Source organism: Olsenella sp. kh2p3 (assembly GCA_900119625.1).
Classification (GTDB): Bacteria; Actinomycetota; Coriobacteriia; order Coriobacteriales; family Atopobiaceae; genus Tractidigestivibacter.
Map to the genome: position 1 here is coordinate 121,011 of FPKD01000002.1, position 16,399 is coordinate 137,409.

14 protein-coding genes are annotated in these 16,399 nt (G+C 61.6%); all 14 read right to left on the reverse strand.

What is annotated here, in order from left to right:
• Position 1: 1 nt before the first annotated feature.
• The 14 genes from BT122_RS11075 to BT122_RS04020 all read right to left on the reverse strand — a co-directional run bounded on the left by BT122_RS11075 (position 2) and on the right by BT122_RS04020 (position 16,314).
• A complete protein-coding gene (locus BT122_RS11075) occupies positions 2–757 on the reverse strand; it encodes a lysophospholipid acyltransferase family protein (protein ID WP_083432294.1) in 756 nt (251 codons plus the stop codon).
• Complete coding sequence (gene cmk / locus BT122_RS11080) at positions 754–1,464, reverse strand: (d)CMP kinase (protein ID WP_072354699.1); 711 nt, start codon at positions 1,462–1,464, stop codon at positions 754–756. Before cmk ends, BT122_RS11075 begins: the two co-directional genes overlap by 4 nt.
• Entirely contained in the window at positions 1,461–2,147 is a 687-nt protein-coding gene (locus tag BT122_RS03965) for a histidine phosphatase family protein (RefSeq protein WP_235810771.1), read from the reverse strand. The genes cmk and BT122_RS03965 overlap by 4 nt, the downstream gene beginning before the upstream one ends.
• Position 2,148: 1 nt before the next feature.
• Entirely contained in the window at positions 2,149–2,985 is an 837-nt protein-coding gene (locus BT122_RS03970; protein WP_072354700.1) for a pseudouridine synthase, read from the reverse strand.
• Entirely contained in the window at positions 2,978–3,706 is a 729-nt protein-coding gene (scpB, locus tag BT122_RS03975; protein ID WP_072354701.1) for an SMC-Scp complex subunit ScpB, read from the reverse strand. Before scpB ends, BT122_RS03970 begins: the two co-directional genes overlap by 8 nt.
• Entirely contained in the window at positions 3,706–4,626 is a 921-nt protein-coding gene (locus tag BT122_RS03980; protein WP_083432295.1) for a segregation and condensation protein A, read from the reverse strand. The genes scpB and BT122_RS03980 overlap by 1 nt, the downstream gene beginning before the upstream one ends.
• A gap of 6 nt (positions 4,627–4,632) precedes the next feature.
• Positions 4,633–5,340, reverse strand: coding sequence for a site-2 protease family protein (locus tag BT122_RS03985; RefSeq protein ID WP_235810772.1), 708 nt, complete (start codon positions 5,338–5,340; stop codon positions 4,633–4,635).
• A gap of 19 nt (positions 5,341–5,359) precedes the next feature.
• Positions 5,360–5,659, reverse strand: coding sequence for a hypothetical protein (locus BT122_RS03990; protein WP_083432296.1), 300 nt, complete (start codon positions 5,657–5,659; stop codon positions 5,360–5,362).
• Complete coding sequence (locus BT122_RS03995; RefSeq protein ID WP_072354702.1) at positions 5,652–7,655, reverse strand: ABC-F family ATP-binding cassette domain-containing protein; 2,004 nt, start codon at positions 7,653–7,655, stop codon at positions 5,652–5,654. The genes BT122_RS03990 and BT122_RS03995 overlap by 8 nt, the downstream gene beginning before the upstream one ends.
• 161 nt (positions 7,656–7,816) lie before the next feature.
• Complete coding sequence (locus tag BT122_RS04000; RefSeq protein WP_072354703.1) at positions 7,817–8,194, reverse strand: VOC family protein; 378 nt, start codon at positions 8,192–8,194, stop codon at positions 7,817–7,819.
• A gap of 120 nt (positions 8,195–8,314) precedes the next feature.
• Positions 8,315–9,988, reverse strand: coding sequence for a serine/threonine-protein kinase (locus BT122_RS04005; RefSeq protein WP_072354704.1), 1,674 nt, complete (start codon positions 9,986–9,988; stop codon positions 8,315–8,317).
• Positions 9,989–10,130: 142 nt separating this feature from the next.
• Positions 10,131–11,855, reverse strand: coding sequence for a serine/threonine-protein kinase (locus BT122_RS04010; RefSeq protein WP_072354705.1), 1,725 nt, complete (start codon positions 11,853–11,855; stop codon positions 10,131–10,133).
• 45 nt (positions 11,856–11,900) lie between these two features.
• A complete protein-coding gene (locus tag BT122_RS04015; RefSeq protein ID WP_072354706.1) occupies positions 11,901–14,003 on the reverse strand; it encodes a protein kinase domain-containing protein in 2,103 nt (700 codons plus the stop codon).
• A 166-nt stretch (positions 14,004–14,169) separates the two neighbouring features.
• Positions 14,170–16,314 (reverse strand): serine/threonine-protein kinase, encoded by a 2,145-nt coding sequence (locus BT122_RS04020; RefSeq protein ID WP_072354707.1) that lies wholly within the window; start codon positions 16,312–16,314, stop codon positions 14,170–14,172.
• Between the last annotated feature and the right edge of the window lie 85 nt (positions 16,315–16,399).

Here is a 16,399-nt window from a genome sequence, read left to right on the forward strand (position 1 = left end):
GTTACATCCTCCCCGGGTGCTCTTCGCGAAGCTCGTCTCTCAGCGCATAGACGGCGTCCATGCCAGCCTTCGACATTGCAGCGAGCTGGGCCTTCCTGCCCTTAACGTCCAAGGAGTCCCAGGTGATGGGGTCTCCCGCCTTGAGCCACACGCGGGAAAAGTGGTGCAGGTGACTGCCACGCTTCGTGATGTCGCGCGCGCCCACGATGGCCACCGGCTGGACCGGAGCGTGGCCAAGCTGCGCCATGAGCGAGTAGCCCTCGTGGATGGTCACGGGCTCGTCGTCGCTCTTGATGCGGGTGCCCTCGGGGAAAATGAGGACGCACTCGCCACGGTCAAGCGCTGCCTTAGCACGACGAACGGACTTCATGTCTGCGGTGCCGCGCTGTACCGGAATGGCGCCCACGCGGGTGAAGAACCAGGTGACTACCGGCGACTTGTCGAACTCGCTCTTGTAGATTGTGCGCACGCGAATGCCGTGCAGCCACAGCTGCACGATGATGATCACAGGGTCGAGCATCGAGCCGTGGTTCATGACGAGGACGCGTGGGGTCTTGTCGTCGACGAGCTTCTCCTTGTTCTCAACGCTCCAGCGCCAGCGAAACTGCGTCCACGCCATGCACGCGTAGACAGCGATCCCGAGAAACACGCGCGCCGGCAGCGGAAAGTTGCGCATACCCGTATCGAAGTAGTCATCGAAGCTGTTGCCGTGGAAGGCGCGTAGGCGCTTCTCGGGCGCCTTCTTCTGCGCGCTCACGAACGGCCTCCCGCGAGCGCGGCCTCAAGCCTGGGATCAAGGGCGCAGATGGCGGCCACGACTTCGTCGACGCTCATCGAGGACGAGTCAATGTGGTGCGCGTCCGGCGCCGGCTTGAGAGGGGCGGTCTTTCTCGTCGAGTCAAGCTGGTCGCGGCGGTTGAGGTCTGCGAGGATGCGCTCGACCTCGGCGGGGTCGGCCGTTGCGTTGGCATCCTTGGCGGCGTCTCCACCCTCGCGCTGCACCGCACGGCGCAGGGCTCGCGCGGCAGGATCTGCCGTGAGGAAGACCTTCACGTCCGCCTTGGGAAAGACCACTGTGCCAATGTCTCTACCCTCGGCAACCACATCGCCCGTCTCGCCGTAGGCACGCTGAAGCTCGACCATGGCGGTGCGTACCTCGGGGATGGCCGAGACTGCGGAAACGTTGCGGTCGACCTCTGGCGTGCGAATCTCGGCGGTGACGTCACGGCCATTGGCGGTGACGGTCTGCCCGGCAGGCGAGGTGCCAAAGATGATGGTGATCGTGCGAGCAACCTTCGTCACAGCTGTCGCGTCTGCGGGGTCGATGCCCTGGCGCAGGCACTCGGCGGTGACGGAGCGATACATGGCACCCGTGTCGAGGTAGGTGAGGTGGCACCTCTCGGCAATTGCGTGGGCAACGGTAGACTTGCCGGACCCAGCGGGCCCGTCGATGGCGACAATCATGCGTCCTTCCTTTCCGAGACGCCCCAGATGTCCCTGAGGTCGTATGGGTTTGGCTTGGTCGAGCGCTCTATGACCTCATCGGGGGTGAGGTTGAACCCGCCAAGGTAGAAGCTCTTCCCGTTACAGGTGTAGTACGCCGAGCACACGTTTGCCAGATGCACATTCCAGAAGCGGTCATACGGTACATCGTACATGGCGGCGATGAGAATGCGAGAGAAGCCCCCGTGGGTAACAAGGGCAGTTCTGCCGGCAAGCGGCCTCAGCTCGTCCATAAGATGGTTGGCGCGGGCGGTCGCGTGCTCGAAGGACTCCGCACCGGGCGCAGGAAGCGAGTGCCCGTACTCGTCAAGCGGCCAGGGGAACTGCGTAGGACCGGAGTTGCTCGCCTCAAAGCGCGTGCCCTCCAGCTCGCCAAAGTCAAGCTCCACAAGGTCATCGTCCACGCGGACGGGAATACCCAGGCGCTCCCCGGCCTCCTCGGCAAGATTACGACAGCGCGAGAGGGGCGAGCACCAAATGCGCTCGGGGCCAAAGGCCACAAGGGCGTCCACGCCACGCTCGCGCTGCCTCTCGCCGCGCGAGGTGAGAGGGACGTCCCTCCTTCCCGAGAAGAAGTGCTCAGTGTTCGCGGGCGTCTCCGGATGCCTCATGACAAGGATCCGCTGCCTCATGCCAAAGTCCACGCTAGTCGTCCTCCCCCTGATCGCCGGCAAGCCCGGCGCAAATACCCTCGATGGCCGCAACCTCCTGGGGTGTGAGCTCGCGCCACGAACCCTCGTCAACGCCCGTGAGGGAGAGCGGCCCAAAGGCATCGCGGTGGAGGCGCAAGACCTTGTGCCCTACCGCCTGCATCATCTTCTTGACCTGGTGCTTCCTGCCCTCGTGGATGGTGAGTCCCACGACCGCATTGGGCTCTCCCCCACCCGTGCGTCCGGCTCCATGCGGGGCAACAACCGAGTAGAAGGGGTCACCCTTCGCAAGGAGCGTTGCCCCGGCAGGCGACGCGGGACCGTCCTCGAGCATGACGCCGCGCCTCAGGCGCTCGAGATCATGCGCCGAGGGGGTGCCAGAGACCAACGCCACGTAGTGCTTCTCGACATGACGAGAGGGATGGAGCAGGTCCTGCCCCACGTTGCCGTTGGTGGTGAAGAGGAGGAGGCCGGTCGTATCCATGTCGAGGCGTCCCACCGGGAAGAGCCCGGGGAAGCGCTCGGTGGGGACAAGCTCGGCCACGGTATGCCTACCCTGGGGGTCGCTCATGGTGGTGACGTAGCCCGCCGGCTTGTAGAGCATGAGGTAGCAGGGCCGCTCGAGTATGTGGCACTCGATTCCGTCCACGCTCACCACGTCCGTTGCAGGGTCGACCTTGCTGCCAAGCTCGGTTACGACCTCCCCGTTCACGCGCACGCGGCCGGCGGTCATGAGCCGCTCGGCGCCGCGCCTGCTGGCGACGCCGGCACGGGCAAGAAATCGCTGGAGGCGCATGGGGTAGAGCCCGTCCTCGCGCAGCGGGTCACTCATCGTCCGCGTCACCGTCCGTAGGGTCCTCTGGGCCCGTTGCCTCGGAGAGGGACTCTTCGTCCTCGGTGCCGTCGTCATCACCGAGGAGGTCACGCTCGTCGTCAATGTCGTCCGAGGCCTCCTCGAGCGTGGACTGAAGCGACCGCCCAGAGAGACGCTCGCGGATGAACTGCTTGGACTGCTCGTCCGGGGCAAAGTCCTCGAGCGGCGGAAGGTCGCGGATGCTCCTCAGACCAAAACGCTCGAGGAAGGCTCGCGTGGTGCCAAAGAGCACCGCCTGGCCATGCTCGGCGTCGTGCCCCACCTCGCGCACCAGGCCTTTCTCGCGCAGGGAAGCAATGACGCCGTCGGAGTTCACGCCGCGGATGGCGCGCACGCCCTCGCGCGAGACGGGCTGGTGGTAGGCAATGACAGCCAGTGTCTCCAGCGCGGCCTGCGAGAGGCGCCGCTGGTCCCACGACAACACGTAATCGGCAACCTGGTCGTGAAACGCAGGGTGCGTGAAGAGCCTCCAGCCACCTGCGACCTCGCGGAGCTGGAAGCCACGGTTTGCGTCGGCGTACTCGGCCGAGAGTTCCGCAAGCGCCGAGGCCACGTCACCCGGCGCGGCGCCCGTGGCCTTTGCCAGGTCTGTTGCCGAGACGGAGTCATCGGACACGAGGAGCAGGGCCTCCAGGAGCCCCTTGAGCGAACCGTCCTCAAGCCTCTCGAGACCTGCCATCACGCGTCCTTCCCCGTGTCATCCGCCTGCGCAACTTCGTCCTCGCCTGCGTCCAAAACGTCACCAAAGCCAAGCTCTTCCAGGTCCTGCTCGCCCACGCCCTGCTCCTCCAGCTCGTAGATGACCGACTCGTCCATCTCGTAGGGAGTTGCCCCCTCCACGTGATCAAGATCGATCTCGCCAAAGTTCCTCTCCTGGCGCATTCGAAGCTTGTCCCTATGGTAGAGGTCGAGCACGGCAAGGAAGTTTGCCACCACGACCTCGGGCTCACTCGAGCCGTCAAGAAGCTCAGAGAACGTGAGGTGCCCGCGGGAGCGCGCCAGTCTGTCGACCGAGGCAACCGTGAGCGCGATGGGCAGTCGCTTGGGCGCGATGTGCTCGGACTCAAGAAGGAAGGTCTCGCGATGCGAGTCGATGTCGGCACAGATGACGGCAAGGCTCCGAAGCGTGATGCCCTCGAGGTAGTCGGGCATGAGCCCCAGGAACTCCGGATCCGGTCCCACGGTGCGCGGCACCATGCGAGACTCAGCCTCCATGCGGCTGCCAAGTGCGGCGCCGGCATTCCGGAACTGCTTGTAGGTGATGAGGCGAGCGATGAGCACCTCGCGCGCCTCATCGGGAGAGAGGCCCGCGAGGTCATCCTCCTCGTCCAGATCCTCCTCCCCAGCGTGCTGGGTGCGCGTGACGCCGCCCTCGGGGACAAGCGCCGCAGCCTTCATGTCCAGAAGCGTGGAGGCAACCAGCACAAAGTCGCTCGCAACGTCCAAGTCCAGGTCGCTCATGCGCTCGACCTCGGCAAGGTATTGGTCTGCCACCTCGGCAACCGAGATGGAGCCAATGGCCACCTTCTGCCTGCTTACGAGCTGCAGCAGGAGGTCGAAGGGACCCGTGTACGCATCTGTCTTCACACGCCACGACATGTGCCGTTATGCCCCCATAAGAAGGTCGTAGAGGGAACCGGCCGTTGAATCGAGAATCCATCCCAGGGGATCGACGCCAAAGGCGTAGGGGATGAGGTAGAGCACCACGATGAGGATGGGCATGGCGTACTGCTGCACCTGGTAGTAGGCGCGACGAGAGCGCTTGCTCCTAAAGAGGGGCGAGATGACCTTGGAGCCGTCAAGCGGGGGCAGCGGGATGAGGTTGAAGCACATGAGCATGAGGTTCACGTAGACGTAGGTAGAGAGAATCATGAGGGTCCAGTACGCCACGTCATACCACGGGTCCACGGCAAGCGAGCCGGACTGGAGTCCGCTGGTAAATCCCCAGTAGGCAAGCCGCCACACGGCGGCGCCCGCAAGCGCCTGGAGGAAGTTGCAGACAGGCCCCGCAAGCGCCACCAGCGCCTCGTCGCGGTTGCTCGTCTTGGGGTCGAAGTTCATGGGGTTGTAGGGCACCGGCTTGGCGTAGGCAAAGATGGGCCCGCCAAAGGCGCCCATAATGAGCGGCAGGAGGATAGAGCCAAAGGGGTCGATGTGCGCGGCTGGGTTGAGCGTGAGGCGCCCGGCGCGCTTGGCCGTGGGGTCCCCAAGGCGGTTGGCCATCCAGCCATGGGCCACCTCGTGCGGAATGGCGGAGAGCATGACGAGCCCAACCGAAATGAGAATCGAGATGATGCGCGAGGTCGAGAACACGTCTTCGCCCCTTTCTGGCCTAGATGCGATAGGCGGCCCTTGCGAGGAGCCAGTCTATGACAAAGAGCGCAACCGCGACAAGGGCGAAGTCTCCCCTGAATGCCCCGCCCATGGGCGTGCGAAAGACGAGTACCCCCTGGATGGGCTGGGGAATCGCTCCAGTCGCAAGCCCATTCACACCGAGAAGCGCTGTGTGGAGCGTACCCACGTCAAACGAGTCGACAACCACCAGCACGCAGAGCGCCACGGCAAGCACACGCACGACAACCGTAACAGCGTTGAGGGCTGTGCGCACTCCCATGCGCAAGGGGCTAAGCATCCTGCTCGCCCGCCTCCATAGCCTCGGAGAGCTCGAGCCATTCCTGCTCGAGGGCGGGGATCTTCTTGGAGAGTGCGTTGTACTCGCCCATGCACTTGTTGAAGCGGTCGGTGTCGTTGTAGAGCTCCTCGTCGGCCATGAGCGTCACAAGCTCGTTGTAGCGGTCGTGCGCGGGGCCAAGGGCCGCCTCGACCTCCTGCAGGCGCTTCTTGGTCTTACGGAGCGCCTTGCTCCTGCGGTTGCGCTCCTCGGCCTCGGCGCGGCGCTGCTCCTTGGTCTTGACGTTGCGGCCCGAGGTCTGGTCGGGAGCCTCGCTCGCTACCGGTGCGGCCTTTGCCTGCGCCGCCTTGCTCGTGGGCACATCCTGCCCAGCGGCAGCGGCCTCGAGCTCGGCGCGCTTGAACTGGTAGTACTCGTAGTCGCCGTCGTAGAGCGTCACCTTGTGGTCGCGCACGTCGACCACCTTGTTGGCCACGGCGCGTACGAGGTGCTCGTCGTGGGAGATGAGCACGATGGTACCGGGGAAGTGAACGAGGGCCTGCTCAAGCACGTCGACCGAGTCGATGTCGAGGTGGTTGGTGGGCTCGTCGAGGCAGAGCAGCGGGTCTGGAGCCACGAGCATCTTGGCGAGAGCGAGACGTGCCTTCTCGCCACCGGAGAGCACGGAGACCCGCTTGTCCACGTCATCCCCGTGGAAGAGGAAGGCGCCCAGGAGCCGACGCTCCTCGGAGGTGGTCCAGCCAGGGGCCACGGCGTCCATCTCCTGGAGGACGGTGTTTGCGGGGTCGAGCTGCTCCAGCTGGTGCTGGGCGTAGTAGGCGCAGGTCACGTTCTGACCAAGCTCAACCGAGCCGGCGTCGGGCGAGAGGTGCCCGTTGATGAGCTTCATGAGCGTGGACTTGCCGGCGCCGTTGGGGCCCACGAGCGCCACGTGGTCGCCGCGGTAGAGCGTGAGGTCAACGTGGTCGTAGACGTGGTTCTCGCCAAAGGACTTCGCGACGTCCTCCAGCTTCACCACCATGTCACCGGTGCGGGGCGGGTCCGGGAACGAGAAGTGCACCTTCTTCGAGCCCTCAGGCAAAATGACGAGCTCACTCTTGATCTGTTCGATGCGCTTCATGCGCTCCTGGGCCTGGGCGGCCTTCGTGGGCTTGTAGCGGAACTTGTCGACAAAGACCTGCATGTGGGCGATCTCTCGCTCCTGGGCCGCGCGCTTGGCGCGCATCTGCTCGAGGTTGTCCTCGCGCTGGCGCAGGTAGTCGGAGTAGTTGCCCGTGTAGGTGGTGAGGCGGCGGTTCTCGACGGCCGCCACGTGGGAGACGCAGGCGTCCATGAAGGAGCGGTCGTGGGAGACGAGAAGCACCGCGCCGTCGTAGGCTGCGAGGAAGTGCTCGAGCCACTGGACGCTCTCAAGGTCGAGGTGGTTGGTGGGCTCGTCGAGAAGGAGCAGGTCGGGGTGGCGGAGCAACAGCTTGGAGAGGGCGATGCGCATCTGCCAGCCGCCAGAGAAGTCAGCGGCAGGCTTGTCGAAGTCCTCTATGGGAAAGCCCAGGCCGCCGAGGATCTGGCGCGCGCGGGCGTCGAGCTCGTAGCCGCCCAGGCGCTCGAAGCGGTCCTGGGCGTGGCCGTAGTCCTCGAGCAGGCGGTCGAGCTCGGGGCCGGGCTTTGTGGTAGAGATCTTCGCCTCGAGCTCGGCAACGCGGCGCTCCCAGCCCTTGACCTCGTGCGCGGAGTCCACGACCTCCTGGAGGGCGGTCTTCTCACCGTCGATCTTGGTCTCCTGCTCGAGGTAGCCAACGGTGGTCTCCTTTGCAAAGGAGACGGTGCCCTCGTCAGGTGACTCCTGACCCATGATGATCTTGAGGAGCGTTGTCTTGCCGGCACCGTTGGGGCCAACCAAAGCCCAGCGCTCACCTGCGTTGAGCTGCAGCGTTGCCTGTGTGTAGAGGACTCTTCCGCCAAACGACTTGGTAATCTTGTCTGCGAGTGCTATCACGTGAACCCCTCGGGATGCCAAATTTGCCAAGGGGTGAGTATACGGTACGCTCATGCAGAAGAGGTGTGCCTGCGGGATTCGTTTGCCGGGCAACGGAATCCCACTACCTGGTAATGAAATCCCATTACCGAAATCCCATTACCAGGTAGATCAATCCCGCGCTAGTCGTCTACCGTGATGTGGATGGAGAAGCCTGCAATCTCATCCTTGAAGTAGATGAGGTGGGTGGAACCGTCTGGGAACTTGGCGCGGGACTCCTCGTTGAACTCGAAGCCGCGATCCTCGAACCACTTCTGCGCGGCGTCGATGTCATCCACGTGGAAGCCAATGTGGCCTTTCTCGCCACGCCCGGCGCCCTTCATGATTTCGATGTAGGTGTCAACAAAATAGGAAGGCGCAAGCTCCGTTGTGCCAAGGCCCAGAAGGGCCGCCAGTTGCTTGGTGATCTTCTCGGCCTTCTCCGGCGTGCCGCCATTAATGCCCACGTGCGCAAGGCGCAGACCGAGTGCCTTCTTAGGATCTTCCTCCGTGGCTGCCATGAAAACCAACCCCTCCCGCGCTTTGAATGTCCCACATGCTAACGAGCTCCATGTCCCTTTAGTATATGGGACCTGTTTGGATACGCGAGCGCCCATGAAGACCGCTGCAGCACATTACCATCAAACTGGCAATTCGAGTCCGGTCTTCAATCCGAAAAATAGTGCAGCACTAAGTCCGGATACGAAAAAGAACGAGAAGGCCAGGGTGCTGTCCCAATCGCTGCCATTGCTATGCGCTATGGCAAAGACGATGAAAAGCAGTATCAAAGACCCAATGAAGAATATGAGGCTTCCAATATAGGCTCCCTTGCAAAAGAAGCTGAGAAAGTCCTCCTTGAAGTATCGTTTGTCTCCCTCGAGTGCATACACAACGGCTGCGCAAACAGCCGGTGAAAGCAAGACGAGGTAACTGGGGTTATCAAATGAAGCCAAGCTAATCCCGCTGGGCGTTGGATAGAATTTGATGGCAACCATAGAAGCCAACAGCGCAATCACCAGAAGTGCCCAAATAACGCCCACTACCGCAGAAAGCCCGGACAAAAATGACTCTGCAGAAGTCTTATCGCGCTGAGACGCCTCTTCGTCTGTGACTGGCGTCGCCTGCACCCTGCTAGTCGCCACGCCATCGATTCTCATTGCTGCATTGTTATTAGCATAGTCGGACATAGGGTCTTGTCCGGTTATGCGTTCTGGCTGACGATCCGTGCCGGTCCAACCCGAACCAACCGTTTGCTCAGGTGACTCGGCTTGAGCCTCATCTGCTCTTCCAGGGACGGCGCCGAATTCCTTTCCAATTGTAGCTTCCCCGGTTTCTTCCCAATTGGTGTCGCGCGAATCTGGCTGAGGGTCTGTACTAACCTGGATTGGCTCCACCGATTCCGATGTGGTGACTTTCCCGTCAAGGAACGCATCCAGGTCCGCCGCCATCTCCGCGGCGCTCTGGTAGCGGTCCCCCGGCCTGTAGGCGCAGGCCTTGAGGACTATGCGTGCGAGCTCGGGCGGGCAGCTGTCGGGGGCGGGGATCGGCTCGCCCCCTAGCCTCCTCGCCTCTGCCCGGGCGGCGCCCTCCGGCCCCATCCTCCCCTCCGGCATGAACGGGAGGCGGTACCCGTCGAGCAGCCACCACATAACAAGGCCGAGCGAGTAGATGTCGACGGTCTGGTTGTAGTGGTCGTGACGGATGACCTCGGGCGCCATGAAGCTTTGAGTGCCTGCCACGGTCGCGGTTCGCGTGCCCTCAAGGGTGCGGGCCACGCCGAAGTCGCCGAGCTTGAAGTTGCCCCACTCGTCCACCATGATGTTCTCGGGCTTCACGTCGCGGTGGACGATGCCTCGGGACTCGCAGGCCGAGAGGGCTCGCGCTACGTCGCGGCCGATGCGAGCCGCGTCACGGACGGCGATTTCCTTTCCCCGTACCCACCTGGTGAGCGGCGTCAGGAGCTCCATGCGTATGAGGACGTCGTAGCCGGGGCCGCCCCTGCGCGCGACCTTCGCGACGTCCCTGACCGAGACGACGTTGGGGTGCGAGAGGCCGGCCATGAGCTGGTACTCCCCGAGCATGGAGTCTGCCCTGCTGCTGTAGGTCGTAGAGAGGGTGTCCTCGTCGTAGCCCAGGGAGAGGGAGTCGTCCCAGCCCTCCTCCGGGGGCACTCCCACCACCTTGAGCGCGCAGCGCTCCGGCTTCCCCGCAAGCTCGCGCTCAATCTCCCACACGCTTCCGTAGGAGCCTCGGCCGAGCAGACGGACCGCCCGCCAGCCGGGCCAGGGGATCTCTACGTCTAGGGTCTCAGACATGGCTACTCTCCTGATTGAATCCATTTCGAGAGGTGCTAATGATTTGAAAATAAATTCCTGCGTTTGCTGATAACGACGTCCAAACGGTAAATAGCCACGGCGCAGATGACAAACATTGCCCCAAGCAGCAATGACATCTTTGCTAGCGAAGCGTATGCATCGCCATTGAAATCAGCCCATATACAAGCACGAGAGCAAAGAGGCAGCTTGCGCAAACAGCTCCACGCAGAAACGTGCCGAGAAAATCTTCCTTGAAGTACTGCTTGTTTCTCTCGGCCTTATACATGAGGCCAGCGCAGACTACCGGCGAGAACAAGAGCGAGAACAAGACGATGTAGTCAGGGGGCTGCCCGTTTTGGAAACTTGAGATCATATCTCCGGGCTCTGAAATGAATATTACAATTATTAATACTATGAGCATTATCCAGAGGAAACCACAGACAGTTGAAAGACCCGCACAGAACGACTCCGCCTTGGTCTTTTTGCGCTCGGCAGGCTCGCCGAGCAAGTCCGCCAGTGGAAAGAACGCTCCAAAAGCCGCATCGTCCTTGGTCTTTTTGCGCTCGGCAGACTCGTCGAACAAGTCCGCAAAGAACGCTCGCAAAGCCGCATCGTCCAAAGCTGGCGGCACGCTAGGCTTGGCTGTTGGACCATTGGCGGGCTTGCTTGGCGGCACGCTGGGCTTGGCTGTTGGACCCTCGGCGGGCTTGGGGATCCTCCTGGTTGTCGGGGTCACGGTAGCGTGTGGAGACTGGCCGCTCGTCGGTGTCCTGCCCACGGTTGCCGGCTCGTCATGATAAGAGTTTGCATGCCTAGCCGAATTGACGCCGAATCCCTTCCCCACGGTGGCGTCGGTCGTCTCACCCCAGTCGGTGTCGTTGGGGGCACCGGCGTTAGGGCTGCTCTGTTGCACGGCAACGTCCACCTCGGCCCTTGGGGTTACAGTGGCGCCTGATGGGACGCCGCCGGCTAGGAACTCCTCGAGGTCGGCAACCATCTCGGCAGCGGATTGGTAGCGGTCCTCAGGCCGGAATGCGCAGGCGCGAAGGACGATGCGGGCGAACGCGTTGGGGCAGCCGGCCGGCGCGGGGATACTCTCGCCCGCAAGCCTCCGGGCCTCCGCGCGGGCGACGTCGCCGGAGGCAAGCCTGCCCGCGGGCATGAACGGTAGCCTGTAGTTGTCGAGCATCCACCACATGACGAGGCCCAGGGAGTAGATGTCGACGGTCTGGTTGTAGTGGTCGTGACGGATGACCTCCGGCGCCATGTAGGTCTCGGTGCCGGCCATGGTTGCGGTTCGCGTGCCCTCCAGGGTGCGGGCCACGCCGAAGTCGCCGAGCTTGAAGTTGCCCCACTCGTCCACCATGATGTTCTCGGGCTTCACGTCGCGGTGGACGATGCCCCTCTCCTCGCAGGCTTCGAGTGCCTTGGCAATGTCGAGGCCGATGCGAGCCGCGTCACGGACGGCGATTTCCTTTCCCCGTGCCCACCTGGTGAGCGGCGTCAGGAGCTCCATGCGGATGAGGACGTCGTAGCCGGGGCCGCCCGCGCGCGCGACCTTAGCGAAGTCCCTGCACGAGACCACGTTGGGGTGCGAGGAGAGCCCAGCCATGAGGCGGTACTCCCTCAGCACCGCGTCCGCTCTCTCATCGTATGTGGCAGAGAGGGTCCCCTCGTCATATCCAAGGCCGAGCGAGTCATCGGCTTCGCCTTCCGGGGGCACGCCTATCACCTTGAGCGCACCGCGTTCGGAATCGCCCGCCACATCGCGCTCAATCTCCCAAACGCTGCCGTAGGTACCGTGCCCCAGACGGCTCACCACGCGCCAGCCGGGCCAGGGGATCTTTATAGCGGACGATTCTTCCATCTTCTACCTACATCTCAATTTCATTGTCCAGGTCCAAAACTTGGTTCATTGCTGCTGAACAGTTGCCAAGACGTTCTCGTTCTCGCCATAACGGTCTGTCGAAACATAGGTAACGACATTGTTTGAATATGTGTGATAGGCAAGGCGTCCGCCTTCGCCAGAACCAATCAGCCAGCCATTCGACGTGCGTATTCCGTTTTCGTCTAAATTAGAAACCCAGCCTGAATAACCAATACTTTGGAGGTTCGAGCCGTCTGCATCGGCGGAATAATACGAGTACGAGGAGGAATCTTGGGAGGATTCTCCCCAATAAAAATAAATATTTTGATTGGCAGTATTCCAGTCGAATGCATCCCAGGTTCCCGAGAAATCACAGACGTCTACCGCATCGGAGCTTCCGAAATCCTGCACAAACAGGGAAGAAGTTCCTTCCGCCTTCTTAGTAATCGTATAGAGTCTCGTTCCGTATAGAAAACTTGTCCAAATATCACCATCGAATGTTGCGTCAGGAACGACTGTCTCTTGGGTGCCGCTCTCGACATTGATGGAGATAAGTCTCTGAGTGAAGGAGCCTGATTCGTCAGGGGACCAATACAGCCTTGCATAGAGTTGGCTATCCTGCATAAACAACTCGAAATTACTGTAATAGTATTCTGAATAGTCTCCTATGACTTCGCTGAAGTTTGCCGAATAGACAGTGCTGGTTTCGCCATCCGCCTCGTCAAGCGAGTGAACCTCGTAGACTGTGTTCCCGCTTTCATCGTTGTAATAGCTGCAATAGTAGACAGATCCATCCGCGGCAACGAGACGATTGACACAGCAGCTTGAGTCGAGCGACGCAAGCTCCCTGTCTCCGTTACCGTCCAGGCCAATGATTCTGATGCTTGTTGGTTTATTGTCACTATCGAATCCGGACAGATAGACGAGGGAATCGCCATCGACACTAGCAGGCCATACGCGGTTTGCCTCCTGCTCGTCGTGGGTAAGAACGGGAACTTCTTCTTTTTTCTCAGGGTCGACATGGACGCTGTTATCAGCGCTTTGATCGTCATCCTTATTCTGTGGGCGCGGGGTTGTCAATGCATCAGCTACCAATCTCCCGACGATATATGCGCCAGCAACAATGAAGCCTCTCCTGACAATGCTCGGAATGCCCTTACCTGACTTTTTCGGGGAAGGGTTGGAAGGTGAACCCGGCTCTTCAATTGGAGACGTTTCGATCTGGATCGGAATGGTCCCGCTACTCTTCATATCGAGGAATGTCTCCAGGTCAGCCACCATCTCCGTGGCACTCTGATAGCGTTCCTCCGGCCTGTAGGCGCAGGCTTTAAGAACAATGCTCGCGAGCTCTGCTGGGCAGCCGGCTGGTGCGGGGATCGGCTCACCAGTGAGCCTTCTGGCCTCGGCACGGGTGGCATCGCCGGGCTCGAGCATGCCCTCGGGCATGAAGGGGAGCCGAAAACCGTCGAGCGCCCACCACATGACGAGACCGAGGGAGTAGATGTCCACCGTGAGGTTGTACCGTTCATGGCGAGCCACCTCGGGTGCCATGTAGGTGGCGGTGCCTGCCACGGTCGCGAAGCGGGTGCCCCCCAGGGCTCGGGCAACACCGAAGTCCCCGAGCTTGAAGTTGCCGTAGCCGTCACCCATGATGTTGGCAGGCTTCACGTCGCGATGGACGATGCCCCTCTCCTCGCAGGCTTCGAGTGCCTTGGCAATGTCCCGGCCGATTCTTGCCGCGTCGCTGGGGCCGACCACTCTTCCCCGCACCCACTGGGGCAGCGGTGTAAGGAGCTCCATGCGGATGAAGACATCGTAGCCCGGTGCGCCATTGCGAGAACATATCTCGACGTCCTTGCACGAGACGACGTTGGGATGTGCGAGCGTAGCCATGAGCTGGTACTCACGAAGGACGGCCTCCGCCCTTTCACGATAGGCCGCCGAAAGAGTGCTGTCGTCATATCCCATCCCAAGTGAGTTGTCGTATTCCCCCTCGGTAGGGATGCGCACGACCTTCATGGCGCAGCGCTCTGGGTTGCCGGCCACGTCGCGCTCTATCTCCCATACGCTGCCGTAGGAGCCGCCACCAAGTCGACGAATTAGGCGCCAGCCGGGCCAGGGGATCTTTGCGTCAAGGTTCTCAGACATTGCTTCGCTCCTGATTGGATTCGACGTAGGAGGACGTACACCTCTAAGGTTACTTGATTACGTTACACCAATACGTAGCGATGCTGTTCAGTCACTCGTTAGATACCACGCTTTGGCATTTCTGACGGTTCCGCCCTCGTAATACCTTTGCTCCTGATAAAAAGTCTCAGCGCAATTTCTGGCGCCGTATGCTAATTGCCGAGCGGGCCTCTTCCAGCTCGCCAACACTGGCGATTGCGACATTTCCGTTATCGTCGATTGCGACAATCAGGCCACCATCGGAGGCGGAGCAGTCAGCAACAGCCGCGTCAACAATTCCCGAGATGCCGAGGTCGTAGGTGTTGAATGCCGGCGCGTAATCCCAATAGTCAAACTCGCCAAGCAACAGATCGCCTTCGAACGTGACACCCAGGAACGTGCCATAGATGCCATCAAGCTTCCTGATGCCGTTCCAGCCGGCAATTCCCTCTGCAAGCCTGAGGCATTTCTCATATTCCTCATCGTCCACGGGGTGCCAGGTGGTGGCATGTACCCTGCCATCGGAGTCGACGGCGGCGTAGATACTTACCCCGTCGATGCACTGCACGATGCTCGTCCAGGAGCGTATCGCATCCCCGCAAGCATAACCCTCGCCGTAACTGCTCCAGCAGGTGCCACCCTGCGTGAGAAGGATAGCAGTGCCCTCCGCGTTTGCAGGGAAGGCACGTGCAGGCTTATCGAGAAAGGGTGGCCTATCAGGCATGTCAACGCTTGAGTTCTGCAGCAAGGCCAGCTTCTGCCACTTCCCACTATCGGTGATGATCTGAATCTCACTAGGTCCTGTAATCGCGAAGTCGACGATTCCGCATCTAGAGCCGAGAGAACAGGCCGTGATCGCTTCGGCAAGGTCGTCAGAGGTCGAGACGAAGCTCCCATCATCGCGTAGGCCGAGCGCGTATGAGACGTCCCTCGAGTCGCTGCTGTAGTATTCCCCGAAGCACACCTTCCGGAGATTCGTCCAACCCGCAACCTCCTCCAGCATGTCCCCGTCCGCTTCCCCGGATGTTGCGACCACAGTGCTGCCGTCTTCGCAGCGGAGTACAAAGGCACCGTCATCGCAGGCCCCTACAACCTCGGTAGCGTGACTCGACGTCACGGACGAGTAGTCGCAGGGTATCCAGGAACCGCGGTTGCCGAACGCGGAGCGGCCGTCTATCGATTTCCTGGTTTGCCCAATGCGCGCCGTATCGAAGGAGACCGCATTTGTCTCTCCGACCTCATGTAACTCCACGGGCAAAGGGGTGCTTTCAAAGCCGCGGCCGACAGTCGCACCTTCGTCATCCTCCCAATTGGAGTCCAGGTCTATCTGGGTGTCAGCCCTTCCAAGCTCCGCCGGATTGGGAAGTTCGGGTATCGTGGACGTTATGGCTGCCTTCGCAAGGAAGTTATCCAAATCCGCCATCATCTCAGTGGCTGATTGGTATCGTTCCTCCGCTCTGTAGGTGCAGGCTTTCAGGACAATGCGGGAGAGCTCTCCCGGGCATCCCTCGGGGGCGGGGATCTCTTCGCCCGCGAGCTTCCTGGCCTCCGCCCGGGTGTTGTCCCCCGGCGAGAGCCTGCCCTCCGGCATGAAGGGGAGTCGAAATTCGCTGAGCAACCACCACATCACGAGCCCGAGGGAGTAGATGTCTACCGTCTGGTTGTACCGCTCGTGGCGCGCCACCTCGGGGGCCATGTAGCTCTGGGTCCCCGCCATGGTGGCCGTACACGTACCCTCGAGGTTCCTAGCCACGCCGAAGTCTCCGAGCTTGAATGTCCCCCACCTGTCGGCAAAGATGTTCGCGGGCTTCACATCCCTGTGCACGATGCCCTCGGACTCGCAGGCGGCGAGAGCGCTGGCGATGTCGCGGCCAACGTGGACAACATCCACCGGGGAGACGCTGCGACCCCGTGCCCATGCGGGCAGCGGCTCCAGCAGTTCCATGCGGATGAAGACGTCGTATCCCGGGGTGTCCTCGTGCCGTACCTTTCCGACGTCCCTGACCGAGATTACGTTGGGGTGTGCGAGCGATGCCATGAGCTGGTACTCCCCGAGCACGGTGTCTGCCCTCTCGCCGTAGGCAGCCGTGACGCTCTCCTCGTCGTAGCCCATGTCGAGGGAGTCGTCGTATCCTCCCTCCGGGGGTACGCCTACGACCTTGAGCGCACAGCGCTCCGGCTTTCCCGCCACCTCGCGTTCGATCTCCCACACGCTTCCATAGGAGCCTCGGCCGAGACGGCGGACCGCATGCCATCCGGTCCAGGGAATCTGTATGTCTAGGGATTCTGCCATCTCTTTACTCCCGTCAGGTATTGCGTTTCGTGTTGAGCAATCATCCGGAACTGGTCGGAGAGTCGGCTATTGTGGGCATGCCAGC

Bases quoted from the DNA above. Each gene is read 5' to 3' on its own strand.
- BT122_RS04010 (WP_072354705.1), bottom strand. From the start codon at position 11,855: ATGGAAGAATCGTCCGCTATAAAGATCCCCTGGCCCGGCTGGCGCGTG.
- BT122_RS04000 (WP_072354703.1), bottom strand. From the start codon at position 8,194: ATGGCAGCCACGGAGGAAGATCCTAAGAAGGCACTCGGTCTGCGCCTT.
- BT122_RS04005 (WP_072354704.1), bottom strand. From the start codon at position 9,988: ATGTCTGAGACCCTAGACGTAGAGATCCCCTGGCCCGGCTGGCGGGCG.
- BT122_RS04015 (WP_072354706.1), bottom strand. From the start codon at position 14,003: ATGTCTGAGAACCTTGACGCAAAGATCCCCTGGCCCGGCTGGCGCCTA.
- BT122_RS03980 (WP_083432295.1), bottom strand. From the start codon at position 4,626: ATGTCGTGGCGTGTGAAGACAGATGCGTACACGGGTCCCTTCGACCTC.
- scpB (WP_072354701.1), bottom strand. From the start codon at position 3,706: ATGGCAGGTCTCGAGAGGCTTGAGGACGGTTCGCTCAAGGGGCTCCTG.
- cmk (WP_072354699.1), bottom strand. From the start codon at position 1,464: ATGATTGTCGCCATCGACGGGCCCGCTGGGTCCGGCAAGTCTACCGTT.
- BT122_RS03970 (WP_072354700.1), bottom strand. From the start codon at position 2,985: ATGAGTGACCCGCTGCGCGAGGACGGGCTCTACCCCATGCGCCTCCAG.
- BT122_RS03990 (WP_083432296.1), bottom strand. From the start codon at position 5,659: ATGCTTAGCCCCTTGCGCATGGGAGTGCGCACAGCCCTCAACGCTGTT.
- BT122_RS04020 (WP_072354707.1), bottom strand. From the start codon at position 16,314: ATGGCAGAATCCCTAGACATACAGATTCCCTGGACCGGATGGCATGCG.